Source organism: Streptomyces sp. NBC_01381 (assembly GCF_026340305.1).
GTDB lineage: Bacteria > Actinomycetota > Actinomycetes > Streptomycetales > Streptomycetaceae > Streptomyces.
In genome coordinates this window covers 844979-871052 of sequence record NZ_JAPEPI010000001.1, presented here as the reverse complement: position 1 = coordinate 871052, position 26074 = coordinate 844979, and the positions used below count along the sequence as shown (strand labels likewise).

The following is a 26074-nucleotide window of genomic DNA, read 5'->3' as shown; positions in this document are numbered from 1 at the left end:
AGAAGGGGCCGGGCATCCTGCGGGATGCCCGGCCCTTTCGCGTTGCCCCCAGGGGGAGGGGGTCAGCGCTCGTCCTCGCCCGCGACCTTGGCGGTGCTCAGGGCGATGCGGTTCCAGGTGTTGATCGTGAAGATCAGCGCCAGGACGCGGGCCAACTCCTCCTCGTCGAAGTGCTCGGCCGCGCGGGTGTAGACGTCGTCCGGGACACCGCCCCGGTCGACGAGCGTGACGGACTCGGTGAGGGCGAGCGCCGCCTGCTCCTTCTCCGTGAAGAAGTTCCGGGCCTCGCGCCATACGCCGACCATGTGCAGGCGGGCCTCGTCCTCGCCCGCCTTGCGGGCGTCGGAGGTGTGCATGTGGAGGCAGTACGCGCAGCCGTTCAGGAGCGAGGCGCGGATCTGGATCAGCTCGACCAGGGCCGGGTCGAGACCGTCGCGCGCAGCGGCGTCGAACCCGATGAGGGCCTTGAAAGCCTTCGGGGCGGCCTTGGCGAAGTTGATGCGGGTCAGGGTCTGCGCGGCGTTCTCGTTGTTCGTCATGACCATGAATCTACGGGGCGGATAGACCTTGGGTAGGGTGCATTCCTGTGCCAGAACCATGGGTCAATTTGGCGGAGCGTCTCGGCAGTGATCTGCACCTGGAGCTCTCCGGGTCAGGGGGCCGCCGCGCCGTCCTCATCCGCGCCCTGCGGGACGCCGTGCGCGAGGGACGGCTCGCTCCGGGGACGCGGCTCCCGCCCTACCGCTCCCTCGCCGCCGATCTGGGCATCGCCCGCAACACCGTCGCCGACGCCTACGCCGAGCTCGTCGCCGAGGGCTGGCTGACCGCGCGGCAGGGTTCCGGTACGCAGGTGGCCGACCGCGCGGCGCCGCCCCAGCGGGCCCGCGTCCCCAAGCGGGCGCCCGCGCGGCCCGCCATGCCGACGTACAACCTGCGCCAGGGCCAGCCGGACGCCGCGTCCTTCCCGCGCGCCGCGTGGCTCGCCGCGGCCCGGCGTGCCCTCAACTCGGCGCCGAACGAGGCCTTCGGGCCCGGTGACCCGCAGGGGCGCGTGGAGCTGCGCCGGGCGCTCGCCGAGTATCTGGGGCGCGCGCGTGGGGTGCGCACCGATCCGGAGCGGATCGTGGTGTGCTCCGGGTTCGCGCATGGCCTGCGGCTGCTGTTCGGCGCCGGAAGAGGCGGCGTGCTGCGAGGGCGGCTGGCCGTGGAGTCGTACGGCCTCGGCTTCCACCGCTCGATCCTGGAGACAGCGGGCGTCCGCACGGTCCCGCTCGGCCTCGACGAACAGGGCGCCCGGATCGACGAACTGACCGAGGGACAGCGCGTCCGCGGAGTGCTGCTCACGCCCGCTCACCAGTTCCCCACCGGCGGCCCGCTGCACCCGACCCGGCGCACGGCGGTCATCGACTGGGCGCGCACCCAGGACGGCCTCGTCCTGGAGGACGACTACGACGGCGAGTTCCGCTACGACCGGGAGCCGGTGGGCGCCGTACAGGGTTTGGATTCCGAACACGTCATCTACATGGGCTCGGTCAGCAAGAGCCTCTCTCCAGGGGTGCGTCTGGGGTGGCTGGTACTGCCCGAACACCTCATCGACGACGTACTCGCGGCCAAGGGGGAACGGGAGGCGTGGGCCAGTGTGATCGACCAGCTGACCCTCGCCGACCTCATCGAGTCGGGCCACTACGACCGCCACATCCGCCGGATGCGTCAGCGCTACCGGCGGCGCCGCGACCAGCTCGTCGACGCCCTGGCCGCGCATGCCCCGCACATCAGCCCGACCGGCGTCGCCGCGGGCCTGCACGCCGTCCTGCAGCTGCCGCCGGGCACCGAACAGTCCACGGCCAAGGCGGCCGCCTGGCAGGGCCTCGCGCTGGACGGCCTCGCCGATTTCCGCCACCCGGACGCCACGATGCCCGCTCCGGACGGGCTGGTGGTCGGCTACTCGACGCCTCCGGAGCACGCGTACGGCGCGGCACTTGAGGCGCTGTGCAGGGCGCTGCCGCCCGACTGAAGCAGACCGCAGCAGACCGCGTCAGGCGGTGACCAGTGGCGTGTCCTCGCGCCATTTGAGGATCTTGTCGAAGCTGATCACCGCGCCGCCCCTGCCCGGCTTGTTGCCGAAGTGCACATGATCGGCCAGCTCCTGGATGAGGCACAGCCCCCGGCCGTGCTCGGCCGTCTCGGAGGCGGGCAGCGTGACGGGGACGAACCCCGGGCCGGAATCGGCCACTTCGATACGGCACTTCTCGCCGTCCAGATACGCCGTGACCCGGTACGCCCCGGCCTGCCCCCCGGGGGCCGGCGCCCCGCCGTGCTCCACCGCGTTGGCACAGGCCTCGCTGAGAGCCACCGACAGGTCGTAGGAGACGTCCGGATCCACCCCCGCGGTCTCCATCGTGCCGATCAGCAGTCGACGGGCCAGCGGGACGCTCGCAGCTTCGCGCCGCAAATGGAGAGACCACCACATGCTCATGCTCCAGCCTCCTGGCCGCGGCTCGACATACCGATACGTATTGCCGCAAGCGCCCGTCAATAAGCGCTTAGTTGAAGTGATGCCGCCCATACGGCCGACGCGCGGACCGCGCGCAACGGTGTAGCCGGGTCACCCAAAGGTACGCATTTCCCCCCTCATGACCATTCATCGGAACCGAACGGTGCCGAACGGCATCCCCGGGATCTTGTGGACCTGCCGTGTGCGGCCGGTGGGCCCAGTGCGATGATGGCCCGGCCATGACTGCCCCCCACCAGCGCGAAGCGCGCGCCGGATTCGACGTACGGCTGCTGAGAGCCGCGGTGTTCGCCGTGCTCTGCGTCGTGCTGTCCGCCGGGGGCCATGTGCTCGCTTCCTGCGCGAGCGTCCCGCTGTGGACGCTCGGGGCGGGCTTCCTCGCCGTTCTCGCCGTCGCGGCGCCGCTGGCCGGGCGTGAGCGTTCGCTGCCCGGCATCGCCGCCGCGCTCGCCGCGGGCCAGGTGGGCCTGCACACGCTGTTCGCCGTCGGCCAGCACGGCGGCGCCGTGCCGCAGTCCGCCGACGCCTCCCTGATGGAGCGGGCCGCGCGGCTCGTGTGCGGTGCGGGCGCGGCGACCCTCAGCCCCGCCGAGGCCCAGCGGATCCTGGCGAACGCCGGCGTACAGGGCACCGCCCACGCCACGCACAACGACACCGGAGCCACCGCGGACGCCGCGATGGACTCGATGTCGCTGCTTCCCTCGCTGCCCATGCTGCTCGGGCACGTGCTCGCCGCGGTCGCCGCCGGATGGCTGCTGCGCCGCGGCGACATCGCGCTGCTCCGGCTCGTCCGGCTCTCGGCGGACGGGGCGCATGGAGTCGCCGAAGGAGCGCTCGTACGTTCCCTGCGCGGGGCCCTCGCTCTTGTGCGCGCCCTGCGGGCAGGCCTTCCCGGGGCGCCCGAGACGGGTCCCCTGACCCCGCGCACCGGACATCTCGTACCGCCGAAGCCGCACACCACGGCGCTCCAGCACACGGTGATCAGGCGCGGCCCGCCGACGGCCGCCGCACTCGTACTCGCCGCCTGACGCGACGCACTCCACCCTCGTACTCACTTCAACGCAGTACTACGGAGAGGCGCATCGCGGCCGGTGGCCCCCACGCGCGCGTGCCCGCTCCGTTCGTCGCCGCGCGCCCCTCCCCGACTGATCACCGCTGCCGAAAGTGGAGTGTTCCGCCATGTCTGCTCTGTCTGCTCTGTCCTCCGTGAAGGCTTCCCGCGTCTCCGTCGTCGGTGGCGTCGCCGCCACCGCCGTCCTGCTGCTCTCCGTCCCCGCCTTCGCGCATGTCAGCGTCACCGCCGAGGGCGAGGCCGCCAAGGGCGGGTACGCCACGGTCAACTTCAAGGTGCCGAACGAGATGGACGACGCCTCGACGAACAAGCTCGAGATCTCCTTCCCGATGGACCACCCGCTCGCGTCCGTCATGACGCAGCCCGTCCCCGGCTGGACCGCCAAGGTCACCAAGACGAAGCTCGACAAGCCCCTCGAGATGCACGGCGAGAAGATCGACGAGGCCGTCTCCAAGGTCACCTGGACCGCTGACGGCAAGGGCGTCGAGCCGGGCACCTTCCAGAAGTTCCCGCTCTCCATCGGCGCGCTGCCCGAGGACGCGGACGAACTCGTCTTCAAGGCCGTCCAGACGTACGACAACAAGGAAGTCGTCCGCTGGATCGAGCCCCAGCAGAAGGGCCAGGAGGAGCCGGAGCACCCGGCGCCGGCCCTCGCGCTGGTCGCCGCGTCCGAGGACGGCCACGGCGCCGCCGCATCGCACGACGACGCCAAGGAAGACGCCAAGTCGGACGACAAGAGCGAGACCGCGTCCGCCGACAGCAGCGACTCGACCGCCCGCGTCCTCGGCATCGTCGGCATCGTCGTCGGCGCCGCGGGCGTGGCCTTCGGAGTGCTCGCCGGCCGCCGGCGCGCCAACAGCTGAGCCAACCCATCGGACCGCACCGCGGGCGCTCCAGCGCCCCGGTGCGGCCGGGCCTCCTCACATCTGGGACATTTTCGTATGCGCAAGAAGAAGCTGCTCGCCGCCGCCATGCTGGCCGCGGCCGCCCTCACCCTCTCCGCCTGCGGCGGCGGTGACGACGGCAAGAAGCCCGTCGCGGACGTCTCCGTCGAGTCCGACGGAGACAAGGCCGCGACCGTCCTCGACAAGCCGTTCGAGAAGCCGGACATGGTCCTCACGGACACCCACGGCAAGAAGTACGACCTGCGCGCGCAGACCAAGGGCAAGCCGACGCTCGTCTACTTCGGCTACACCAACTGCCCCGACGTCTGCCCGCTGACGATGAACAACATCGCCGTCGCCAAGAAGAAGCTGCCCAAGGCGGAGCAGGACAAGCTCCAGGTCGTCTTCGTCACCACCGACCCCGAACGGGACACCCCCGCCGCCCTCGGCAAGTGGCTCAAGGCCCAGGACACCGACTTCATCGGCCTGAGCGGTGACTTCGACACCATCCAGGCCAGCGCCCGCACCCTCGGCATCAGCATCGAGCCCCCCAAGAAGGAGAAGGGCAAGATCGTCTCGATGCACGGCAAGCAGGTCATCGCGTTCTCCCCGAAGACCGACGCGGGCTACGTCCTGTACGGCGAGGACGCCTCCGTGGACGACTACGTCAAGGACCTCCCCAAGCTCATCAAGGGAGAGACCCCGTGAAGACCCCCGCAAACCGCCGTGCCCTCCTCGCCGGTGCCATGGCGCTGACGGCGGGGCTCACCCTCGCGGGCTGCTCGGACTCGTCCGCCGGCAAGGCATCGGTGTCGACATCGGACAAGCCCGAGCTCAAGGTCAGCGGGGCCTACATCCCCGAGCCCGTCATGGACACCATGGCCTCCGGCTTCTTCACCCTCACGAACAAGGGCGGCGCCGACAAGCTCGTCTCGGTGACCAGCTCCTTCGCGAAGAAGGTCACGCTGCACAGCACCAAGAACAGCGCGATGCGGGAGCAGAAGTCGTTCGACGTACCGGCCGACGGCGAGCTGGACTTCGCCCGGGGCGGCAACCACCTCATGTTCGAGAAGCTCAACCACAAGCCGAAGCCGGGCGAGAAGATCGCGGTGCTGTTGCGCTTCGAGAAGTCGGATCCGATCGAGGTTGAGGTTCCGGTGAAGGCCGCAACGTACAACCCCGAGCACGGCAAGCACTCGGCGCACTGAGGGACTGATCGTTGATGCGGACCATCGCTCCCCGCTTCGGAGCCCACTCCGGAGCTGTCTCCCGGCTCGGGATCACTCCCGGTGCCGGGCGGCTCCTGCTCGTCGTCGCCCTCTTCCTCGGCGCCCTGCTTGCCGCGGCGACGCCCGTCTCCGCGCACGCCGCGCTGACGGGCAGCGACCCCAAGCAGGGAGCGGTGGTCGACAAGGCGCCGGACCGGGTGACGCTGTCCTTCTCCGAGAACGTCGCCATGTCCGACGGCTCGGTGCGGGTGCTCGACCCGTCCGGCAAGCGCGTCGACTCGGGCAAGACCAGTGACTTCGGGTCCAACACGTACGGCGTGAAGCTGCACAAGGGGCTGCCCGACGGCACCTTCACCGTCGCCTACCAAGTCGTCTCCGCCGACAGCCATCCGATCTCCGGGGCGTTCACCTTCTCCGTGGGCGCCCCGTCCGACACGAAGGTCGCGCTGCCGGACCAGGAGGTGGGCGGCGGATTCGTCGGCGGCCTCTACGGCTTCGCGCGCTACCTCTCGTACGCCGGATTCATCCTCGTCGTCGGCGGGGCGGCGTTCGTGCTCGGCTGCTGGCCGCGCGGCGCCGGGGTGCGACCCGTGCAGCGCCTGGTGGTGTCCGGCTGGCTCACGCTCACCGCGTCGACCCTCGTGATGCTGCTGCTCCGCGCGCCCTACACCGGGTCGGGGAAGATCGCCGACGCCTTCGACATGGCCAAGCTCGGCGACGTGCTCCAGACGAAGACTGGCGCCGCGCTGGTCTCCCGGCTGCTGCTGCTCGCCGCGGCCGCCCTCTTCATTGCGGTCCTTTTCGGTGCGTACGAAAAGCGAACCGACCCCAAGGAGCGCAAGGACCTCGCGTTCGGGCTCGGGATCGGCGGCACCGTCGTCGCCATCGGGCTCGCCGCGACCTGGGCAATGGCCGAGCACGCGTCGACCGGCATCCAGGCGGGCATCGCGATGCCCGTGGACGTCGTCCATCTGCTCGCCGTCGCCGCCTGGCTCGGCGGGCTCGCGGCCCTGGTCGTCGCCCTCTACTTCGCGCCGTCGGTGGACTCCGGGGCGGTGCGGCGCTTCTCGCGCGTGGCGTTCTGCAGCGTCGTCGCCCTGGCGGCGACCGGGCTCTACCAGTCCTGGCGGCAGGTCGGTTCGTGGTCGGCGCTCACCGGTACGTCGTACGGACAGCTGCTCCTCGTCAAGATCGGCCTGGTCGTCGTCCTTGTCGGCATCGCCTGGATCTCGCGGCGCTGGACGGCGCGTATCGCGGGCACGGCGGGCGGAATGGCGCCCGAGGCGGCGGCCGCCGCGGTGGTCGAGCAGCGGGCGCGGAGGAAGCCGGTGACGGTGCCTGTCGGGGGTGCCGGTGACTCTGGGGCGGGGTCCAAGGAGGCTTCTTCTGAGGCCACCTCTTCGGAGGGCTCGTCTTCGGAGGGCTCGTCTTCGAAGGGCACCTCTTCTAAGGGCTCACCTTCTAAGACGCTGTCTTCGGAGAGCGCATCTTCTAAGGCGCCGTCTACGGAGAGCTCGTCCTCGAAGGCGCCGTCTAAGGAGGACACGTCTTCGGAGGCGCCGTCTACAGAGGGCAAGGATTCCGACAGCCCGTCTTCCGATGCCTCGCCTGCCAAGGACGCGTCGTCTTCCAAGAGCGCGTCGTCTTCCAAGAACGCCTCATCTTCCAAGAGCGCGTCGAAGGCCCCCGCCAAGGAGGCCAAGGACTCGCAGCGCGCCGCTCAGCTCGCCCGCCAGCAGGCCGCCATGAACACCGCCCGCGAGAAGCGGATCCGCGACGCCGACCCGCTCCGATCGGGCCTGCGCCGCTCCGTGCTCGCCGAGGCGGGCGTCGCCGTCGTCCTGCTCGCCGTGACGACGGTCCTCACCTCCACCGAGCCCGGGCGCACGGAGGAGGAAGCGGCCGCCTCGAAGACGGCCGCCGAGACCGCCCAGCGGTCCGGGCCGCTCATCCTCACCATCCCCTTCGACACGGGCGCCGAAGACGGCAAGGGCACGGTCCGACTCGACCTCGACCCCGGCCGCACCGGCAGCAATGACTTCCACCTCTACGTGAAGCGGCCCAACGGCAGCGCCTTCGACGTCCCGGAGGTGAAGGTCTCCTTCACCCTCAAGTCGAAGGACCTCGGCCCGCTGCCGGTCGCCCCAGACCGCATCGCCACCGGACACTGGACCGCGACCGGCGTCCAGCTCCCGATGGCCGGCAAGTGGAAGGTCGCGGTGACCGTGCGGACCTCCGACATCGACCAAGTGACCGTGAACAAGAACGCGCAGATCGGCTGAACGACCATGGCGGACAACGAGACGACCCGCGAGGCGGACCGCGTCGAGAACCACCGCACCATCTCGCGGCGGCGGCTGCTCGGCACCGCGGGCGCCACCGGTCTCGCGCTCGGGGCGGCGGGCGGCGCGGCCGGATATGCCGCGGCGCCGTCGGACAGCCCGTCCCGGGCGGCGTCGTTGACGTCGCTGGGCGCGGACGAGGTCATGTTTCACGGGAAACATCAGCCGGGCATCACGACGCCCAACCAGTCCCGCGGCCACCTCGTCGCCTTCGACCTGAAAGCGGGAGCCGGCCGCAAGGAGGCGGCGGCCCTGCTGCGCCGCTGGTCGGCGACGGCCGAGCGGCTGATGGCGGGCGAGGCCGCCGCGAGTGACGACACGGATGTCGCGCGGGACGCGGGCCCCTCGTCTCTGACGGTCACCTTCGGCTTCGGCCGCAGCTTCTTCGGGCGCACCGGCCTGGAGAAACAGCGCCCGTCCGCGCTCGACCCGCTGCCGGACTTCTCCTCCGACCGTCTCGACAAGGCCCGCAGCGACGGCGACCTGTGGGTGCAGATCGGCGCGAACGACGCGCTCGTCGCCTTCCACGCCCTGCGCGCCGTCCAGAAGGACGCGGGCGACGCGGCCCGGATCCGCTGGCAGATGGACGGCTTCAACCGCTCACCCGGCGCGACCGCGCAGCCCATGACGACCCGCAACCTGATGGGCCAGATCGACGGCACGAACAACCCGAAGCCGTCCGAGAAGGACTTCGACCAGCGGATCTATGTGCCGGGCGACGGGGACCCCGCGTGGATGGCCGACGGTTCCTACGCCGTCGTACGCCGTATCCGGATGCTCCTCGACGACTGGGAGAAGCTGGGCCTGAAGCATCAGGAGGCGGTCATCGGGCGGCACAAGTCCGACGGCTCACCGCTGACCGGCGGCACGGAGACGACCGAGCCGAAGCTGGAGAAGGCCGGCGCGGACAACGAGTACGTCATCGCCCTCAACGCGCATGCCCGCATCACGCGGCCCGACCAGAACGGCGGCGCCGCCATGCTGCGCCGCCCCTTCTCGTACCACGACGGCTTCGGCAAGGACGGCGAGCCGGACGCCGGGCTCCTGTTCATCTGCTGGCAGGCCGACCCGCTCCGCGGTTTCGTACCGGTGCAGCGGAAACTCGACCGGGGGGACGCGCTCTCGGAGTTCATCCGGCACGAGTCGAGCGGGCTCTACGCGGTGCCGGGCGGGGCCGCGAAGGGCGAGTACGTGGGGCAGCGACTGCTGGAGGCGTAGGCCTGCCCCTTGTGCAGATTCTCGTACGCGGGACTTGTGCGGTTTCTCGTACGCGGGACGGGTGCCGCTCCGTGAGACGCGTGAGCCGCGCCACGTGCAGCCCATTAGGGTGACGGTATGTCGGCGATGCGCTACACCTATCTCGGCCCCGAGGGCACCTTCACCGAGGCCGCCCTCCGCACGCTCCCGGAAGCTGCCACCCGGGAGCTCGTCCCGATGGTGTCCGTGCCGGCCGCGCTGGACGCGGTCCGTAACGGCGACGCGGCGGCCGCGCTGGTGCCGATCGAGAACTCCGTCGAGGGTGGCGTCACGACCACCGTCGACGAGCTCGCCAAGGGCGAGCCGCTGATGATCTACCGCGAGGTCGTCCTGCCGATCGCCTTCGCGCTGCTCGTGCGGCCCGGCACGCAGATCAAGGACATCAAGACGGTGACCGGCCACCCCGTGGCCCAGCCCCAGGTCCGCAACTGGCTCGCCGCGAACCTGCCGGACGCCCTGTGGGAGTCGGCGGCCTCGAACGCGGACGGCGCCCGCCTGGTCCAGGAGGGACGCTTCGACGCGGCCTTCGCGGGCGAGTTCGCGGCGGCGACGTACGGCCTTCAGCCGCTGGTCAGCGAGATCCACGACGCGGCGAACGCCGAGACCCGGTTCGTCTTGGTCGGCCGCCCTGCCCGCCCCGCGGCGCCGACCGGCGCGGACAAGACCTCGGTGGTCATCTGGCTCGGCGACGACCACCCGGGCGCCCTGCTCGAACTGCTCCAGGAGTTCGCCGTGCGCGGGGTCAACCTGATGCGGATCGAATCGCGGCCGACCGGTCGGGGCATCGGCAACTACTGCTTCTCCGTGGACGCCGAGGGACACATCACGGACCGCCGCGTGGGCGAGGCCCTGATGGGCCTGAAGCGGATCTGCCCACAGGTGCGCTTCCTCGGCTCGTACCCGCGTGCGGGGGTCGCACCCGACGACGTACGCACGCTGCGGCCCGGTACGTCCGACAGCGAGTTCCTTGCGGCGTCGGACTGGCTGACGCAGTGCCAGGACGGCCGGTTCTGACCGGACCGTCCTTCCGTTCCCGTCCGGTCTTACCTGCAGATTTACGTTGTCCACAAAGTTATCCACAGGCTGGGTTCTCGACCTGGGGACAAGTCGACAACGATCCATGACATGGTCGACAAATCGCCCTACACCCCACAAGTCCATCCACAGCCGAGCACGTCACCCCCCGTCCACCCTTTTCCTTTGATCAACTCTTTGGAGTGAACCATTTCCACTCGAAAGTGGGTGTGAAGATGGTTTGGGACGGGAATCCTTCGTCGCACATGCGGCTTTCGGAATGATCACTTCCGGCATCCACAGATCTTTCGCACACCCTGTGGATAACTTTTCCGGAGCGCCCATTCCTGTGGACAACGGCACCCTCAAGTCCCGCTTCCCACAAGGGGATCGAGTCAAGGCAGTGCGCCTCCTCTGCCCCGTTTCGGGGAATGACGCCCTTTTTATTGACCGGCGCCCGACCGACACCCGATCGACACTTGTCGCCCCATGGCGAACCATTCCGGCCGCACCTCTTCCCGGAATTCACACTCCGGCAAATGGGACATAACTACACAGAAAGGAATATCAAGTCGTGGGCCGGAAGCGGGCACCGGTAGCCTTGTGGGGTGATTGACCTTCGCCTGCTCCGTGAGGACCCCGACCGTGTTCGCGCCTCCCAGCGCGCCCGTGGAGAGGACGTCGCCCTCGTCGACGCCCTGCTCTCCGCCGACGAGCTGCGCAGGTCGTCCGGGCTCCGCTTCGACGAGCTCCGTTCCGAGCAGAAGGCGCTCGGCAAGCTGATCCCCAAGGCCTCGGGTGACGAGAAGGCCGAGCTCCTGAAGAAGGCCGGCGAGCTCTCCGCCGCCGTGAAGGCGGCCGACGCCGCGCAGGACGAGGCCGACGAGGAGACCAAGCGCCTCCTGCTGCAGCTGGGGAACATCGTCCACGCGGACGTCCCGGTCGGCGGCGAGGAGGACTTCGTCGTCCTCGACACCATCGGCACCCCGCGCGACTTCGCGGCCGAGGGCTTCGAGCCGAAGGACCACCTGGAGCTCGGCGAGGCGCTCGGCGCCATCGACGTCGAGCGCGGCGCGAAGGTCTCCGGCTCGCGCTTCTACTACCTGACGGGTGTCGGCGCGCTGCTCGAGCTGGCCCTGGTCAACGCGGCGATCGCGCAGGCCACGGAGGCCGGGTTCATCCCGATGCTGACGCCCTCGCTGGTCCGCCCGCGCGCCATGGAGGGCACGGGCTTCCTCGGCCAGGCCGCCGAGAACGTGTACCACCTGGAGAAGGACGACTACTACCTGGTCGGCACCTCCGAGGTCCCGCTCGCGGCGTACCACATGGACGAGATCATCGACGCCGACAAGCTGCCCCTGCGGTACGCGGGCTTCTCGCCCTGCTACCGCCGCGAGGCCGGCACGTACGGCAAGGACACCCGCGGCATCTTCCGCGTGCACCAGTTCGACAAGGTCGAGATGTTCTCGTACGTCGACCCGGCGGACGCGGAGAACGAGCACAAGCGGCTCCTGGAGTGGGAGAAGCAGTGGCTGACCGGCCTCGGCTTGCCCTTCCAGGTGATCGATGTGGCCACCGGTGACCTCGGATCCTCGGCGTCGCGCAAGTACGACTGCGAGGCGTGGATCCCCACCCAGGGCAAGTACCGCGAGCTGACCTCCGCCTCGAACTGCGACGGCTTCCAGGCCCGCCGCCTCTCGATCCGGGTCCGCGACGGCAAGAAGGTGCAGCCGCTCTCGACGCTGAACGGCACGCTCTGCGCCGTCCCGCGCACCATCGTCGCCATCCTGGAGAATCATCAGCAGGCCGACGGTTCCGTCTGGGTGCCCGAGGTACTGCGTCCGTACCTGGGGGGACGAGAGATCCTGGAGCCCATCAACAAGTGAGCCACCCTGCTCCCGACGTCCCGTCCTTCCCGTACAAACTCGTCGCGACCGACCTCGACGGAACGCTCCTGCGCTCCGACGACACGGTCTCGGCGCGTACGCGCGACGCGCTCACCGCGGCCACTGCGGCGGGCGCCGCGCACATCATCGTCACCGGCCGTGCCGTGCCCTGGACCCGGCACATCCTGGACGACCTGGGCTATGAGGGCCTGGCGGTCTGCGGGCAGGGCGCGCAGGTCTACCACGCGGGCGAGCACCGCCTGCTGACGTCGGTCACGCTCGACCGGCAGCTTGCGGGCATCGCGCTCGCCAAGATAGAGGCGGAGATCGGCCCGCTGGCACTGGCCGCGAGCCGTGACGGCCTCGACGGCGAAGTGATCGTCGGTCCCGGGTACGCGGTCCAGGACGGCCCGCTGGCCGCCGTCCCGTTCACCGATGTCGCCGAGCTCTGGGCGGCGCCTTTGAACAAGGTGTACGTCCAGCATCCGGGCCTGAGCGATGACGCGCTGGCCGCTGTGGCGCGGGAGGTGGCAGGTGGTCTGGTCGGCGTGACGATGGCCGGCGAGGGCATCGTCGAGCTGCTCCCGCTCGGCCTCTCCAAGGCGACCGGCCTCTCCCTGGCGGCCCGCCGCCTGGGCGCGAAGGCCGCGGACACGATCGCCTTCGGCGACATGCCCAACGACATCCCGATGTTCGGCTGGTCAGCACATGGCGTAGCCATGGCCAACGCCCACGAGGAACTCAAGGCGGTGGCGGACGAGGTGACGGCGTCCAACGAGGACGACGGAATCGCGGCGGTGCTGGAACGGATGCTGGGCTGAGGGGGTTTCCCCCGGGCACCTGGATGGGGCCCAAGCCCAGTGCAACGTCTGGCGGAGGATGCGCGGATCGAACGCGCGCGGGATTTCCGGTCCCGACGACGGCTTAGCAAGCCGCTGCCTTACCACTCGGCCAATCCTCCGGGTGGGCGGCCCGCGCAGCGAAGTGCGCGCTCGAAGCGGCCGCCCCGGGCAACTCCCCCGTGGGCGGGGCTCTACGGAGTGAGTGACTACTCCGAAGCCTGCCGCGGGCTGCCCTGCTGGGAACTCGACGGACTACTGCTGATGGACACGTCGGCTCCTCTCCCAGAAGGTGAGCGCCAGGCTGTGGCGCGGTGACATCAACTACTCTGCCCGCGCCGGAAGTTCACCGCCACCGATTAATCCGCCCTAGCGGCGCCGCCGACGCCACCGCCGCCGCGCCCGGCTGAAGAACCACCCTGCGGGCGGCTCGTCGGAGCGCCACGGCTGCGGCTCGGGAGCGCCGCTCTTACGCCATCGCGCGCTGAGCATCCGGGCCCGCGCCGACGGCTCCGCGGTCCCCGCGGAACGTATGAAGTCCTCGTCCAGGACGATCTCGTCCCAGTCCTCCGAAGGCTTCTCTGAAGGTTCCTTTGAAGGCTCCGCTGCCATCACGGCACCTCCCTGGAAACAGCGCACCCTCCCACCAGTGTCCTGGCAGGAGGGTGAAGACGCCGTCAAGACCGAACGGGCGGCTACTCTTCCCCGGCCAGCGTCAGCGACCGCAGCTTCTGTCCCGCGTACCAGGTGGCGAGCACCGTGACGCCGACGAGGAGGACCGTGGCGACGGGCAGGCCGACGTCCGAGGTGACCAGATCGCCCTCCGCGGTCCTCTGCGCGACGGCGAGGGACCACTGCTGGACGCTGAGCGTGCGCGCTCCGGAGACCAGCGACCCGAAGAGGGCCTCCCAGACGAGGGCGTAGACCAGGCCGAAGACCACCGCGTGCCGGGTGATCGTGCCGAGGAACAGGAACATCGCCGCGTACGCGATGGAGGCGACCAGGGCGGCGATGGTGTACGCCACGGCGATCTGCTGGCCGTTGCCGTTCAGGATCATGCCCGCGATGAAGGTGGGGATCGCGGAGAAGGCCATGGTCACGGCGATGGCGACGATCAGCTTCGTAAAGATGATCGTCGGCCGCTTGACCGGCTTGGACAGGAGATAGACGACGGAGCCGTCGTCGATCTCGGGACCGATCGCGCCGGTGCCGGCGATGACGCCGATGATCGGCACCATCGTGGCGAGCGCGAAACCGCCCAGGAGGTCGACGGCGACCTGATCGTCGGCGCCGCTGAATCCGCGGACCGCCGCGGCGATCACGATCAGCAGGACGGGCAGGGTGAACAGGATCAGAGCCCGGCGGCGGCCGAGCAGGGCCCGGTAGGTGAGCCGGGCGACAGTGGGGTCGTACACGGTGGCTCCCTTCAGGCCGCGACGAGATAGGAGAAGACCGACTCGAGGGACTCGTCCGAGGGCGAGACCGTGAGGAGCCGGATGTCGTGATCGCGGGCGATGCGTGGCAACAGGGCGGTGAAACGGCCGAAGTCGACGGCCTGGATGCGCAACGCGCCTTCCTTGAGGTCGACTTCGATGCCGGCGGTCGACGGGTCGGCGATCAGCGCGGCGGCCAGGGCTCGGTCGTCGCTGGAACGGACCAGGTAGCGGTGCGGGCGGTCCGTCATCAGGCGGCGGATCTTGCGGAAGTCGCCGCTCGCCGCGTGCCGTCCGGCCACGATCACCTCGATGTGCGAGGCCAGTTGCTCGACCTCTTCGAGGATGTGCGACGAGAACAGGACCGTGCGGCCCTCGTCCCCCATGCGCCGAAGGAGGTCCATCAGCTGCATGCGCTGGCGGGGGTCCATGCCGTTGAACGGCTCGTCGAGCAGCAGCACGGACGGCTCGTGGACCAGGGCGGAGGCCATCTTCACGCGCTGGCGCATGCCCTTGCTGTACGTCGAGATCTTGCGGTCCTGCGCGTACTCCATCTCCACCGTGGCGAGCGCCCGGTGGGCGGCGCGCTCGTCCAGACCGTGCAACTCGGCGTTGGCCACGACGAATTCGCGGCCCGTGAGGAAGTCGTACATCGCCTCGCGCTCGGGGACGATGCCGATGGCCTTATAGATCTGTTCGTTGCGCCAGATCGGCTTGGCGTCGAGCGTGACGCTGCCGGTGGAGGGGGCGAGGAAGCCGCCCATCATGTTGATGAGGGTGGACTTCCCCGCGCCGTTCGGCCCGAGGAGGCCGGTGACGCCGGGGCCCACGTCCATCGTGATGTCGTTGACCGCCACCACGTTGCCGAACCAGCGTGAGGTGTGATCGATGTTGATGGTGCTCACAGTCCGACCTTCCGGTAGCGGCGCATCAGCGCGCCGTAGCAGCCCGCGATGAGGGCGAGGACGACGATCACGTAGACCACGCCCGTGCCGGACGAGGGGCCTTCCCCTGCGGGGAAGGCGGAGGTCGCGCCGAGGAAGGCGGTCTGTACGCCGTCGATGAGCGTGGTCGGCGAGAAGAGGCCGAGCCAGGCGATGGCGTCGATGCTGCCCTGTTCGTAGGCGATCACCTGGACCGTGGACACCGCGCCGTAGGAGATGCTCAGTACGGCGATGACGGCGGCGATCCCGAAGCCGCGGCGGGGGGTGATCGCCGAGATGACCAGGCCGATGCCGGCGAAGAGGAGCGAGAGCAGCGCCACGGAGACGAGTCCCTGGGCGAAGCCCTTTGTCTGGTCCGCGAAGTCGAGCTTGGCGAGCAGCGCCCCTACGTAGAGCACGAGCAGCGGGGCGGCCGTGAGGATGAAGAGGGCCGATGCCATCGCCGCGAACTTGGCGCGTACGTAGTCACTGTGCTCGATGGGCCGGGAGAAGTAGAGCGGAACGGTCTTGAAGCGCAGGTCGCGGGAGACCGTCTGCGGGGCCTGGGCCGCCAGGTAGAGGCTGATGACGGCTTGCAGCACGATCGCGTAGCGCGTGTAGTCGAGGGGGAGGTCGTTCGCCTTCGTGGTCACGGTGACCGCCACCATGATCGCTGCGGGGACGCACATCACCGCGAAGAGAATCATGGGGAGGACCTTGGACTTGGCAGAGCGGCCCAGGCCGTACGCGCCGCGCAGGCTCTGTGAGAAGAGCGAGCGGGTGGCGTAGGCGCGGCCAAGGCGCGGACCGTCGTAGTTGCGATACCCGATGTTGTGGATCCGGGTCTGTTCACCGGCGCGTGCCGGGGTCTGCTCAACCGCCATGGCGGACCGCCTCCTTCCCCTCTGCTTCGTGATCGGCGTGATCGGCGTCATCGGCTTGATCGGACTGACCGGAGTGGAAGACCTCCGCGATGTGGTGCCTGCGCTGTTCCATCCGGACGAGGCCGAGGCCGAGGTCCGCGACGAGGTCGCGCACCAGGTCGTACGTCTCCTCGCCCTCCGCTTCGAGCAGCACGGTGTGCCCGGCGCCGGGCAGGGTGCCGCCCTCGTGGGTGGCGACCCCGCGCCCCTTCAGTGCCTCGCGCAACGCGCTGGTGCCGTCCGGGTGTTCGTCGGTGTCCGTCACCTCGACGGCCAGCGTCGTGGTGGTCTGGGTGAAGTCGGTGGTGGAGCTGGAGCGCAGCAGCTTGCCGCCGTCGATGACGACGACGTGGTCACAGGTGCGCTCCAGCTCGCCGAGGAGGTGCGAGGTGACCAGGACGGAGATGCCGAAGTCCGTGTGGACCCGGCGGATGAGGCCCAGCATCTCGTCACGGCCCACGGGATCGAGGCCGTTGGTCGGCTCGTCCAGGAAGACCAGGTCGGGGTCGTGCACAAGCGCCTGCGCGAGTTTCACGCGCTGCTTCATGCCCGTCGAATAGCCCCCGATGGGGCGGTAGCGCTCCTCGTACAGACCCACGTGCCGCAGGGTGTCCGCCGTCCGCTCACGGGCCGCGGCGGGTGGCAGCCCCGACATGCGCGCCATGTGGACGACGAACTCGGTGGCCGACACGTCGGGCGGCAGGCAGTCGTGCTCGGGCATGTAGCCGACGCGCTCACGGATCTGGCCGCCGCACGTTGCGACGTCGAGTCCGAGCACGGCGGCCGTGCCCTCCGTGGCGGGGGACAGACCCAGCAAGATCTTGATCAGTGTGGACTTGCCGGCTCCATTGGCTCCGACGAGTCCGGTCACACCGGGCCCGATATCCATGGAGAGCCGGTCAAGCGCGGTCACCCTCGGGAACCGCTTGCTCAGGCTTTCGGTCGCGATCACAGTCACGCATTCGACGGTAGTGGCGCAGACCACACCAGTCGTCAGACCACGGGCTTGCCCTGCCCTCACTCTCGAGTATTACGGGCCCGTAAGGGTCGTCCGGAAGTCGACCCCTGGGGGATCTTCCGGACCTGTCCCGCAGGTTGCGCAGAACTATTGACGCAGCCGCTGAGCATTGTCACATTCATCAGTGTCAAGTTACGACCGCGTACGGCGATGGACCGGACACGGGTGGACCGGACACGGGACGGACGGTGGCATGACCTCAGCAGTGGCAGGCGAACTCTCGGCGGAACTGCGGGGGTTCAGGGAAGTGCAGACCCTCGCGTATGAATGCGCGGAGGCGGTCGCGGCGCAGCTCAAGCCGGGGGTGACCGAGCGCGAGGCGGCGCGGATGCAGCGTGAGTGGCTGCGCGAGCGGGGCGTGCGGGACTGGTTCCACCTGCCCTTCGCCTGGTTCGGGGACCGCACGGCGTTCGTGAACTTCCGGATACCGCTGCAGTTCTTCCCCACCAACCGCAGGCTGGAGCCGGGGATGCCCTTCATCCTCGACATGGCCCCGGTCTACAAGGGATATACGGCGGATATCGGCTACTCGGGCTGTCTCGGCCTCAACCCCGTGCACGACAAGCTGCTCGCGGACCTCGAGGCGCACCGCGAGCTGATCCTGCGCGAGGTGCGCGAGCGCCGCCCGTTGCGCGAGATCTATGAGGACGTGGACCGCCTCATGGTCCGCCAGGGGTACGCCAACCGCCACCGCGCGTATCCCTTCGGCGTCATCGCGCACAAGGTCGACCGGGTGAAGGAGCGCCGCCTGACGCCGCATGTCTTCGGCTTCGGCACCCAGTCCCTCAAGGGCCTGGCGAGCGACGCGATCCATGGCCACCGGGACGGCTGGTCGCCGCTCTGGTCGCCGTACAAATTCTCCGACCACTCGCCTCAGAAGGGGCTGTGGGCGGTCGAGCCGCACCTCGGATTCAGGGGTACGGGCGCGAAGTTCGAGGAGATCCTGGTCGTCACCGACTCCAAGGACCCCGAGCAGAGCGCCTTCTGGCTGGACGACGATCTGCCGCATGTGCGGCGCTGGGCTGAGGAAAGGGCCGTCGCATGAACACGGGGGGATTCACCAACGGAGTCGCCAAGGGACTCACCGGCGCGCGCGAGCGCTGGGTGCGTACGGGCGGAGTGGAGCTGTGCGTCGCCGAACTCGGCGACCCCACGCAGCCCACAGTTCTGCTCGTGCACGGCTATCCGGACTCCAAGGAGGTGTGGTCAGAGGTCGCCGAGCGTCTCGCCGACCGCTTCCATGTCGTCCTGTACGACGTGCGCGGGCACGGCAGGTCGACGGCCCCGAAGCCGCTGCGCGGCGGCTTCACCCTGGAGAAGCTGACCGACGACTTCCTGGCCGTCGCCGACGCGGTGAGCCCGGACAAGCCGGTGCACCTGGTCGGGCACGACTGGGGTTCGGTGCAGTCCTGGGAGTTCGTCACGGTCAGGCGGACGGAGGGGCGGATCGCCTCCTTCACCTCGATGTCGGGGCCCTCGCTCGATCACTTCGGGCACTGGATCAAGAAGCGGATGTCCCGGCCGACTCCGCGCAAGGTCGGTCAACTGCTCGGCCAGGGCGCCAAGTCCTGGTACGTGTACATGCTGCACACGCCGGTGCTCCCCGAGCTGGCCTGGCGCGGGCCGCTCGGCAAGCAGTGGCCGAAGATCCTCCAGCGCGTGGAGAAGGTCCCGGCGGGCGACTATCCGACGCCGTCGCTGCCCTCGGACGCCGCGCACGGCGCCTGGCTCTACCGGGACAACGTCCGCGCCCGGTTGCGCAGGCCCCGCGCGGACGCCTACGCGCACGCGCCCGTGCAGCTCATCACGCCGTCCGGGGACATCTTCCTTTCGGAGCGGCTCTATGACGAACTGGAGCTCTGGGCCCCGCAGTTGGTCCGCCGCAGCCTGCCGGCCAAGCACTGGGTGCCACGCACCCGGCCCGACCAACTGGCCGGCTGGATCAGCGAGTTCGTGACGACCAACGAGGACGGCGTGCCCGCCAACGACAGTGTGGCCACCGGGAAGCACGCCGATCGTTTCGGCGGCCAGCTGGTCCTGGTCACGGGCGCGGGCAGCGGCATCGGCCGGGCCACCGCCTTCGCGTTCGCCGAGGCGGGGGCGCGCGTGGTGGCCGTCGACCGGGACGCGGAGAGCGCGGCGCGCACGGCGGAGATGTCCCGCCTGATCGGCGCCCCGCAGGCCTGGGGCGAGACGGTCGACGTCAGCGACGAGCAGGCCATGGAGAAGCTCGCCGAGAAGGTCGCCGGGGAGTACGGCATCGTCGACGTCCTGGTGAACAACGCGGGCATAGGCCTCTCCGGCTCGTTCCTCGACACGAGCGCCGAGGACTGGAAGAAGGTCCTGGACGTCAATCTGTGGGGCGTGATCCACGGCTGCCGGCTCTTCGGCAGGCAGATGGCCGAGCGCGGCCAGGGCGGTCACATCGTGAACACCGCGTCCGCGGCGGCGTACCAGCCGTCGAAGGCGCTGCCCGCCTACAGCACGTCCAAGGCGGCGGTCCTGATGCTCAGCGAGTGCCTGCGCGCCGAGCTCGCGGGCCAGGGCATCGGGGTCTCCGCGATATGCCCGGGCTTCGTGAACACGAACATCACGGCGACGTCCCGCTTCGTCGGTGTCGACACCGACGAGGAGAAGCGCCGCCAGAAGAAGACGTCGCGGCTGTACGGCCTGCGCAACTACCCGCCGGAGAAGGTCGCCGACGCGGTCCTGCGCGCGGTCGTCAAGAACCAGGCGGTGGTCCCGGTCACTCCGGAGGCCCGCGGCGCCCACTTCATGTCCCGCTTCACTCCCAAGGCCCTGCGTGCGATAGCCCGATTGGAGCCACCGTTGTGAGCACGGAGAAGAACGCCGAGACGAACACCGAGGAGCACTACACGATCGTTCCGCGCCGGGTCTCCTTCGACTGGGAAGAGACCCCGCTGCACTGGATACCGGACGAGCCCACCGCCACCCACGTCATCAACGTGCTGCATCTGCTGCTGCCGGCGGGGGAGCGGTGGTTCGTGAAGGTCTTCAAGGAAGGCCTGCCCTTGGTCACCGATCCGGTACTGCTCAAGGACGTCAAAGGGTTCATGGGCCAGGAGGCCACGCACAGCGTGCAGCACGCGCATGTGCTCGACCACCTGGCTGCGCAGCGGCTCGACACCGCGGCGTTCACCAAGTACGTCGACCTGCTCTTCGAGAAGATCCTCGGCGAGAAGCCGCCGCTCGGGGCGCCGATACCGACGCAGGAGTGGCTGCGCTACCGCCTGTCGGTCGTCGCGGCGATCGAGCAGTTCACCGCAGTCCTGGGCAACTGGGTGCTGCACGCCGAGGGCCTGGACCACGCGAACGCCGACGAGGTCATGCTGGACCTGCTGCGCTGGCACGGCGCGGAGGAGGTCGAGCACCGCTCGGTCGCCTTCGACATGTACCAGCACTGCGGCGGCGAGGGCCTGCCCCGCTACGCCCGTCGTATCGCGGGCATGGCGGTCACGGCACCCGTGATGCTGTACCTGTGGGTCTGGGGCACGGCCTATCTGATGCGCCGCGACCCGCAGCTGGCGGGACGCCTGCGCTACTCCCTGGCCCAGCACAACAGGGCGGTGCGCAAGGGTCTGCTGCCCACATGGCGTGAGCTGGGTGCGGCGATACCCCGCTATCTGCGGCGGTCGTACCATCCCTCGCAGGAGGGCTCCCTGCGCAGGGCCGTGGAGTATCTGGCCGAGTCGCCCGCGGCGCGGGCCGCGGCGGCCGCTGTCGGCAGGGCGGCCATCGCCTAGCACAAGGGTTCGTGGAGGGGCGGGGAGCGTGGACGAGCAGTCGGGCGCCGGGCACAGACTGGTGGAGCACCACGGCACGGGGCACAGACCGGTGGAGTACCGCATCGAGGACCTGGCGCATCACAGCGGCGCCACGGTGCGTACGATCCGCGCCTACCAGGACCGGGGGCTGCTCCCCCGGCCGGAGCGGCGCGGGCGGGCCAATGTGTACGGCGACGCGCATCTGGCGCGGTTGAGGCAGATCGCCGATCTGCTCGACCGCGGCTACACCCTGGCCTCCATCAAGGAGCTGCTTGAGGCCTGGGACGCGGGCCGCGGTCTCGGCGGTGTGCTGGGGCTGGCCGCGGAGGTCGGCGGTCCATGGACGGACGAGAAGGCCGACCGGATCACGCGGGCTGAGCTGGACGCGGCGTTCGGCGGCAAGCCGGACGACGCGGCGGTCGCCGACGCGGTCGCCCTCGGCGTGCTGGAGCCGATGCCGGGGCGGGACGACGAGTACTTGGTTCCGAGTCCTCAAGAGCTCGCCGTGGCCGTGGAGTTGCACGCGGCGGGAGTTCCGCTTCTGGCAATCTCCGGGCATCTGCGGGAGTTGAGGGGGCAGGTGGAGCACATAGCCTCCCGTTTCCTCGAGTTCACCACCGAGCATGTCTTCGCGCGCTATCTCGGCCACCACCCGCCGACCGATGCAGATGCCGCAGAGGCGGCTTCGCTCGTCCGTCGGCTGCGGCCACTGGCGCAGCAGTCGGTCGACGCCGAACTGGCCCGAGCCATGCGTCTGTTCGCCACCCGCCACCTCCAGCAGCACCTCACATCGGGAGTGCCCGCATCTCGTACGGATGAGGCGCTTCCCGTAGCGCTTCCCGCGTCGACAACCCGGGCCGTGGAAGCCCTGGTTGGTCGGGAGAACGTCGCGGCGTTCATCGCGGCGGCCACCGAACGTGAGCTGCAGGCCAGGACATTGGACTCACTTGCCGCAACTCATACCAATCCAGGATCTGTTGCTCAAAGCACCTAAATGGCTGGTGCGTTGTCCACAGAATCGCCAATTCCCCTGTGGATAACTGGACTTGGCTGTGGATCAAACCTGTGGACGCAAATCGACCGATGAAAAGTCGGTGGACGAAAATCAAGTGCGGGGAGAACGGCCCGTGCGCGACTCTGAACGGGTGATTGGAGAACCCCCCGCCGACGAACGACGCACCGTGAAGGTGTCGAAATACCTGTCGAAACACCTGCGCCATCAGCCCGAGCGGATCGGTCTCACGCTCGACGAGAGCGGGTGGGTGGAGATCGACACCCTCATCGCCGCGGCCGCACGGCACGGATTCCGCTTCACCCGCTCCGAGCTCGACCATGTGGTGGCCGCCAACGACAAACAGCGCTTCGCCGTCGAGAACGGCCGGATCCGCGCCAGCCAGGGCCACTCGATCGACGTGGACCTCAAACTGCCGCCGGCGACCCCGCCCGCGTATCTCTTCCACGGCACAGTGGCCCGCAATGTCGCCGCGATCCGCGCCGAGGGCCTACGGCCCATGAACCGCCATGCCGTGCATCTCTCGCCCGACCGCGAGACCGCCACCCGGGTCGGCGCCCGCCGCGGCCGCCCCGTCGTGCTCTCCGTGGACGCGGGGGCGATGCACCGCGACGGGCACACCTTCCAGGTCAGCGCCAACGGCGTCTGGCTCACCGCCGCCGTGCCACCCGGCTATCTCCGCTTTCCCGACCGGCACTGATCGCCCCCGACCGCCACTGATCGCCCCCTACCGCAATGATCACTTTCCCGACCGGCACTGACCGGGCATACGCTCTGATACATGAGTTTGCGTCTGAGCACAGTGATCCTGCCCGTCACCCGCTGGCACGAGGGCGGCAAGGAGCGCTGGCGGCGGGCCGAGGAGCTGGGCTTCCACACCGCGTACACCTACGACCACCTCTCCTGGCGGACCTTCCGTGACGGGCCCTGGTTCGGCGCGGTGCCGACCCTGACCGCCGCCGCGGCCGCCACCGACCGGCTGCGCCTGGGCACGCTGGTCACCTCGCCGAACTTCCGGCATCCGGTGACCCTCGCCAAGGACCTGATCACCCTCGACGACGTGTCCGACGGCCGGATCACCCTCGGCATCGGCGCGGGCGGCAACGGCTTCGACGCCACCTCGCTGCTCAAGACCGGCGAGGAGCCCTGGACGCCGCGCGAGCGGGCCGACCACTTCGGAGAGTTCGTTCCGCTGCTCGACCGCCTTCTTACAGAAGACGTCGTTTCGTACGACGGCGAGTACTACTCGGCGTCCGAGGTGCGGAACATCCCGGGCTGCGTGCAGCGCCCCCGGCTGCCCTTCGCGGTGGCCGCCACCGGTCCGCGCGGGCTGAAGCTGGCCGCGCGCCACGGCCAGGCATGGGTGACCACCGGCGACCCGAAGCTCTTCGAGAACGGCACCCCGGAGCAGTCACTTCAAGCCATTCGCGGCCAGGCCGAGAAGCTCGGCGCCGCATGCGAGGCGATCGGCCGCGATGTCGCCGAGCTCGACAAGATCCTTCTCACCGGATTCACGCCGGATCGCCCTCTCGACTCCTTCGACGCGTTCATCGACTTCGCCGGCAACCACGCTGAGCTGGGCTTCAACGAGATCGTGCTGCACTGGCCGCTGCCGGGGACGGACTTCGCGGCAGACGAGAAGCTCTTCGAGCGGATCGCCACGGAGGCCCTGGTCCAGCTGGGCGGCGCCACACCAGGGGCGTAAAGGCACTCAAATGTGCGCCCCAGCGCACGCCCGTGCACCCAGATGCGGGACAATCGGTGGCGTGACCTCAGCTACCCCACGGCCCAGGACCCCGGCCGCCTCCGTCCCGCACCGACCCACGGCACGGCTGATCGCCACGGACCTGGACGGCACGCTGCTGCGCGACGACAAGTCCGTCTCTGACCGCACCGTGGCCGCGCTAGCCGCCGCCGAGGAGGCCGGCATCGAGGTCTTCTTCGTGACCGGCCGCCCGGCCCGCTGGATGGATGTCGTCAGCGACCACGTCCACGGCCACGGCCTCGCCATCTGCGGCAACGGCGCGGCCGTCGTCGATCTGCACGGCGGCGCCGGCAGCCATCGCTTCGTCAAGCTGCGGGAGCTGCGGCGCGAGGACGCGCTCGACGTCGTGCACGTCCTGCGCGACGCGGCCCCCGGCACGTCCTTCGCGGTCGAGCGCACGGGCGGGCTGCACCACGAACCGACGTACCCGCCCCTGCACTTGGAGCCCGGGGAGAGCGTCGCGCCCGCCGAGAAGCTTCTGGCGGAGGACTCCGACGCCGCGGACCAGCCCGTCCTGAAGGTCCTCGCCTACCACCCCGAGCTCGCGCCCGACGAGTTCCTCACCGTGGCCCGCGCCGCTGTGGACGGCCGCGTCGAGATCACCCGCTCGAGCCCGAGCGCGCTCCTGGAGATCAGCGGCCCCGGCGTCTCCAAGGCCAGCACCCTGGAGCTGTGCTGCGCCGAGCGCGGCATCACGCCCGCTGAGGTCGTCGCCTTCGGCGACATGCCGAACGACATCGAGATGCTCTCCTGGGCGGGCACTTCGTACGCGATGGGCAACGCGCACCCGGACGTGATCGCCGCCGCGTCGGGGCGCACGGTGGCCAACAACGAAGACGGCGTCGCGGTCGTCATCGAGCAGATCCTGCAGGACCGGCTGACCGGCTGACCGGCTGACCGGCTGACCGATCCTGTGGGACCGCCCCGAGCGCCTGACCGCCGGAGCGGCTGAGCGACTGAGCCGCCCGGCGTCAGAGCGGCACCCCCCGCTCGGCCAGCCACGTCGCCGGATCGATCCCGGACCCCAGATACGGCGTGAGCCGCACCTCGAAGTGGAGGTGCGGCCCCGTCGAGTTGCCCGTCGTGCCCGCCTGCCCGACCCACTGCCCCGGAGCCACCAGCTCCCCCTGGTCGACGGTGACGGCGGACAGATGCGCGTACTGCGTGTAGTAGCCGCCCTCGTGCTCCACCACGACCTCGATGCCGAAGGCGCCCCCGCACGACACCTTCACCACCCGGCCCGCGCCGACCGACCGCACCGGTGCCCCGATGCCGACCGCGAAGTCCTGCCCCGTGTGCCGGCTCGCCCAGCGCGCGCCCGCACTGCCGAAGCCCGCCGAGAGTTCGTACGTCTCCACAGGCGGCACCCACGCGCGCGTGTCGACGATTTGCGGCTGCTCCAGGCGTACGGCACCGCGGCACTGCCCGGCGGCCACGGACCGGTCGGCCTCGCCCTGAAGGGCCCACTGCGCCGACGCCAGCTTGCTCTCGATGCCGCGCTTCAGCTTCGCCAGATGTGCGTTGCGCCGGTCGAGCGTGCGCTTGGCCCGGTCCGCCGCGTGCTTGGCGTCGGCGAGTCTGGCGGCTGCCCGCTGGGTCTTGATGACGGCGTTGTTGACCGCGAGATCCGCCTGCCACAGGACCCGCTGACCTCGCATCAGTTCCTCGGGGCTGTCGGCGAGCAGCAGTTGGGCGGTCTGGGGGAGTCCGCCACCGGTGCGGTACTGCGCGCTGGCCATCCGGCCGAGGTCGCCGTGCAGCACCGCGACGGCGTGCTGCTCCTTCGTGAGGAGTCGGTCCAGTTTCCGGACCTCGGCCCGCTGCACCTCTGCGGCCCGCTGCCCCGCTTCGTAGTGCACGGTCGCCGCGGACGCCTCTTCGTAGAGCCGCGCCACCTCGGCACTGGCGCCCGGCCCTTCGGAGGCAGAGGCCGGCGTGGGGACGAGGAGCGCGCACAGCAGTACCGACACGGCGACGAGAGGGTGGATACCGCGGTGGCTCAGGCGCATGTCACGGATCGTTGTCCCGCCGCCTTCACCCGGTCCTGCTCAACTCGTACACCCGGGGCACCCGGTGCCCCGAACGGCCCACTGCCGTACGGCCGAACAGGGCTCTACGGAGAGGCCGGTCCGGAAACACCCCACCTATAGAGGCCGACCCCAAGTAACGCCCCACCTGTA

At 69.8% G+C, this 26074-nt stretch carries 25 protein-coding genes and 1 tRNA gene; 17 read left to right on the top strand and 9 right to left on the bottom strand.

All coding sequences use genetic code 11. From position 1 onward, the window contains the following. Positions 1–62: 62 nt before the first annotated feature. Entirely contained in the window at positions 63–539 is a 477-nt protein-coding gene (locus OG453_RS04165; RefSeq protein WP_266864600.1) for a carboxymuconolactone decarboxylase family protein, read from the bottom strand. A 47-nt stretch (positions 540–586) separates the two neighbouring features. Between OG453_RS04165 and OG453_RS04160 the strand changes: the two genes are divergently transcribed. Continuing rightward, positions 587–2014 (top strand): PLP-dependent aminotransferase family protein, encoded by a 1428-nt coding sequence (locus OG453_RS04160; RefSeq protein WP_266864598.1) that lies wholly within the window; start codon positions 587–589, stop codon positions 2012–2014. Between the two features lie 21 nt (positions 2015–2035). Here the strand turns inward: OG453_RS04160 and OG453_RS04155 are convergent, their stop codons facing one another. Then, entirely contained in the window at positions 2036–2476 is a 441-nt protein-coding gene (locus OG453_RS04155; RefSeq protein WP_266864596.1) for an ATP-binding protein, read from the bottom strand. Between the two features lie 257 nt (positions 2477–2733). Here OG453_RS04155 and OG453_RS04150 point away from each other — a divergent pair, with 257 nt between their 5' ends. From OG453_RS04150 to OG453_RS04110, 9 genes are all read left to right on the top strand, one after another. Then, a complete protein-coding gene (locus tag OG453_RS04150; protein WP_266864595.1) occupies positions 2734–3540 on the top strand; it encodes a hypothetical protein in 807 nt (268 codons plus the stop codon). Between the two features lie 178 nt (positions 3541–3718). Continuing rightward, positions 3719–4447: a YcnI family protein gene (locus OG453_RS04145; protein WP_266869703.1), complete on the top strand. Its 729-nt coding sequence runs from the start codon at positions 3719–3721 to the stop codon at positions 4445–4447. Between the two features lie 78 nt (positions 4448–4525). Beyond that, entirely contained in the window at positions 4526–5176 is a 651-nt protein-coding gene (locus OG453_RS04140; protein WP_266864593.1) for an SCO family protein, read from the top strand. 38 nt (positions 5177–5214) lie between these two features. Further along, positions 5215–5676: a copper chaperone PCu(A)C gene (locus OG453_RS04135; RefSeq protein WP_266869702.1), complete on the top strand. Its 462-nt coding sequence runs from the start codon at positions 5215–5217 to the stop codon at positions 5674–5676. A 14-nt stretch (positions 5677–5690) separates the two neighbouring features. Next, positions 5691–7979: a copper resistance CopC/CopD family protein gene (locus OG453_RS04130; RefSeq protein ID WP_266864591.1), complete on the top strand. Its 2289-nt coding sequence runs from the start codon at positions 5691–5693 to the stop codon at positions 7977–7979. Between the two features lie 6 nt (positions 7980–7985). Next, positions 7986–9257, top strand: a complete 1272-nt coding sequence (gene efeB / locus OG453_RS04125; RefSeq protein ID WP_266864589.1) for an iron uptake transporter deferrochelatase/peroxidase subunit — start codon at positions 7986–7988, stop codon at positions 9255–9257. A 117-nt stretch (positions 9258–9374) separates the two neighbouring features. Next, a complete protein-coding gene (pheA, locus tag OG453_RS04120) occupies positions 9375–10310 on the top strand; it encodes a prephenate dehydratase (RefSeq protein ID WP_266864587.1) in 936 nt (311 codons plus the stop codon). A gap of 608 nt (positions 10311–10918) precedes the next feature. Next, complete coding sequence (gene serS / locus OG453_RS04115; RefSeq protein WP_266864585.1) at positions 10919–12196, top strand: serine--tRNA ligase; 1278 nt, start codon at positions 10919–10921, stop codon at positions 12194–12196. Next, on the top strand, positions 12193–13017 hold the full coding sequence (locus OG453_RS04110; protein WP_266864583.1) for an HAD family hydrolase: 825 nt from the start codon (positions 12193–12195) through the stop codon (positions 13015–13017). Before serS ends, OG453_RS04110 begins: the two co-directional genes overlap by 4 nt. 49 nt (positions 13018–13066) lie before the next feature. On the opposite strand, the gene OG453_RS04105 is transcribed toward OG453_RS04110, so the two are convergent. The 6 genes from OG453_RS04105 to OG453_RS04080 form a co-directional block, all read right to left on the bottom strand. Then, positions 13067–13157, bottom strand: a tRNA-Ser gene (locus OG453_RS04105). Positions 13158–13404: 247 nt separating this feature from the next. Next, positions 13405–13647 (bottom strand): hypothetical protein, encoded by a 243-nt coding sequence (locus tag OG453_RS04100; RefSeq protein WP_266864581.1) that lies wholly within the window; start codon positions 13645–13647, stop codon positions 13405–13407. Between the two features lie 83 nt (positions 13648–13730). Next, positions 13731–14450 carry an ABC transporter permease gene (locus OG453_RS04095; protein WP_266864579.1) on the bottom strand — a complete coding sequence of 240 codons (720 nt, stop codon included), beginning with the start codon at positions 14448–14450 and terminating at the stop codon, positions 13731–13733. Positions 14451–14461: 11 nt separating this feature from the next. Beyond that, complete coding sequence (locus OG453_RS04090; protein WP_266864577.1) at positions 14462–15373, bottom strand: ABC transporter ATP-binding protein; 912 nt, start codon at positions 15371–15373, stop codon at positions 14462–14464. Further along, a complete protein-coding gene (locus tag OG453_RS04085; RefSeq protein ID WP_266864576.1) occupies positions 15370–16275 on the bottom strand; it encodes an ABC transporter permease in 906 nt (301 codons plus the stop codon). The genes OG453_RS04090 and OG453_RS04085 overlap by 4 nt, the downstream gene beginning before the upstream one ends. Beyond that, positions 16265–17266: an ABC transporter ATP-binding protein gene (locus OG453_RS04080; protein WP_266869701.1), complete on the bottom strand. Its 1002-nt coding sequence runs from the start codon at positions 17264–17266 to the stop codon at positions 16265–16267. Before OG453_RS04080 ends, OG453_RS04085 begins: the two co-directional genes overlap by 11 nt. 259 nt (positions 17267–17525) lie before the next feature. Here OG453_RS04080 and OG453_RS04075 point away from each other — a divergent pair, with 259 nt between their 5' ends. The 7 genes from OG453_RS04075 to OG453_RS04045 all read left to right on the top strand — a co-directional run bounded on the left by OG453_RS04075 (position 17526) and on the right by OG453_RS04045 (position 24783). Continuing rightward, positions 17526–18377, top strand: coding sequence for a M24 family metallopeptidase (locus tag OG453_RS04075; RefSeq protein ID WP_266864574.1), 852 nt, complete (start codon positions 17526–17528; stop codon positions 18375–18377). Continuing rightward, positions 18374–20167, top strand: coding sequence for an SDR family oxidoreductase (locus OG453_RS04070; RefSeq protein WP_266864572.1), 1794 nt, complete (start codon positions 18374–18376; stop codon positions 20165–20167). Before OG453_RS04075 ends, OG453_RS04070 begins: the two co-directional genes overlap by 4 nt. Continuing rightward, positions 20164–21096 carry a metal-dependent hydrolase gene (locus OG453_RS04065; protein WP_266864570.1) on the top strand — a complete coding sequence of 311 codons (933 nt, stop codon included), beginning with the start codon at positions 20164–20166 and terminating at the stop codon, positions 21094–21096. The genes OG453_RS04070 and OG453_RS04065 overlap by 4 nt, the downstream gene beginning before the upstream one ends. Positions 21097–21157: 61 nt before the next feature. Then, on the top strand, positions 21158–22111 hold the full coding sequence (locus tag OG453_RS04060) for a MerR family transcriptional regulator (protein WP_266869700.1): 954 nt from the start codon (positions 21158–21160) through the stop codon (positions 22109–22111). Positions 22112–22262: 151 nt separating this feature from the next. Beyond that, positions 22263–22829 (top strand): RNA 2'-phosphotransferase, encoded by a 567-nt coding sequence (locus OG453_RS04055; RefSeq protein WP_266864568.1) that lies wholly within the window; start codon positions 22263–22265, stop codon positions 22827–22829. Positions 22830–22910: 81 nt separating this feature from the next. Continuing rightward, entirely contained in the window at positions 22911–23834 is a 924-nt protein-coding gene (locus OG453_RS04050; protein ID WP_266864566.1) for an LLM class flavin-dependent oxidoreductase, read from the top strand. 61 nt (positions 23835–23895) lie between these two features. After that, positions 23896–24783, top strand: a complete 888-nt coding sequence (locus OG453_RS04045) for a Cof-type HAD-IIB family hydrolase (RefSeq protein ID WP_266864564.1) — start codon at positions 23896–23898, stop codon at positions 24781–24783. Between the two features lie 82 nt (positions 24784–24865). Here OG453_RS04045 and OG453_RS04040 read toward each other — a convergent pair whose 3' ends face one another. Continuing rightward, positions 24866–25903, bottom strand: coding sequence for a M23 family metallopeptidase (locus tag OG453_RS04040; protein WP_266864562.1), 1038 nt, complete (start codon positions 25901–25903; stop codon positions 24866–24868). Positions 25904–26074 lie beyond the last annotated feature (171 nt).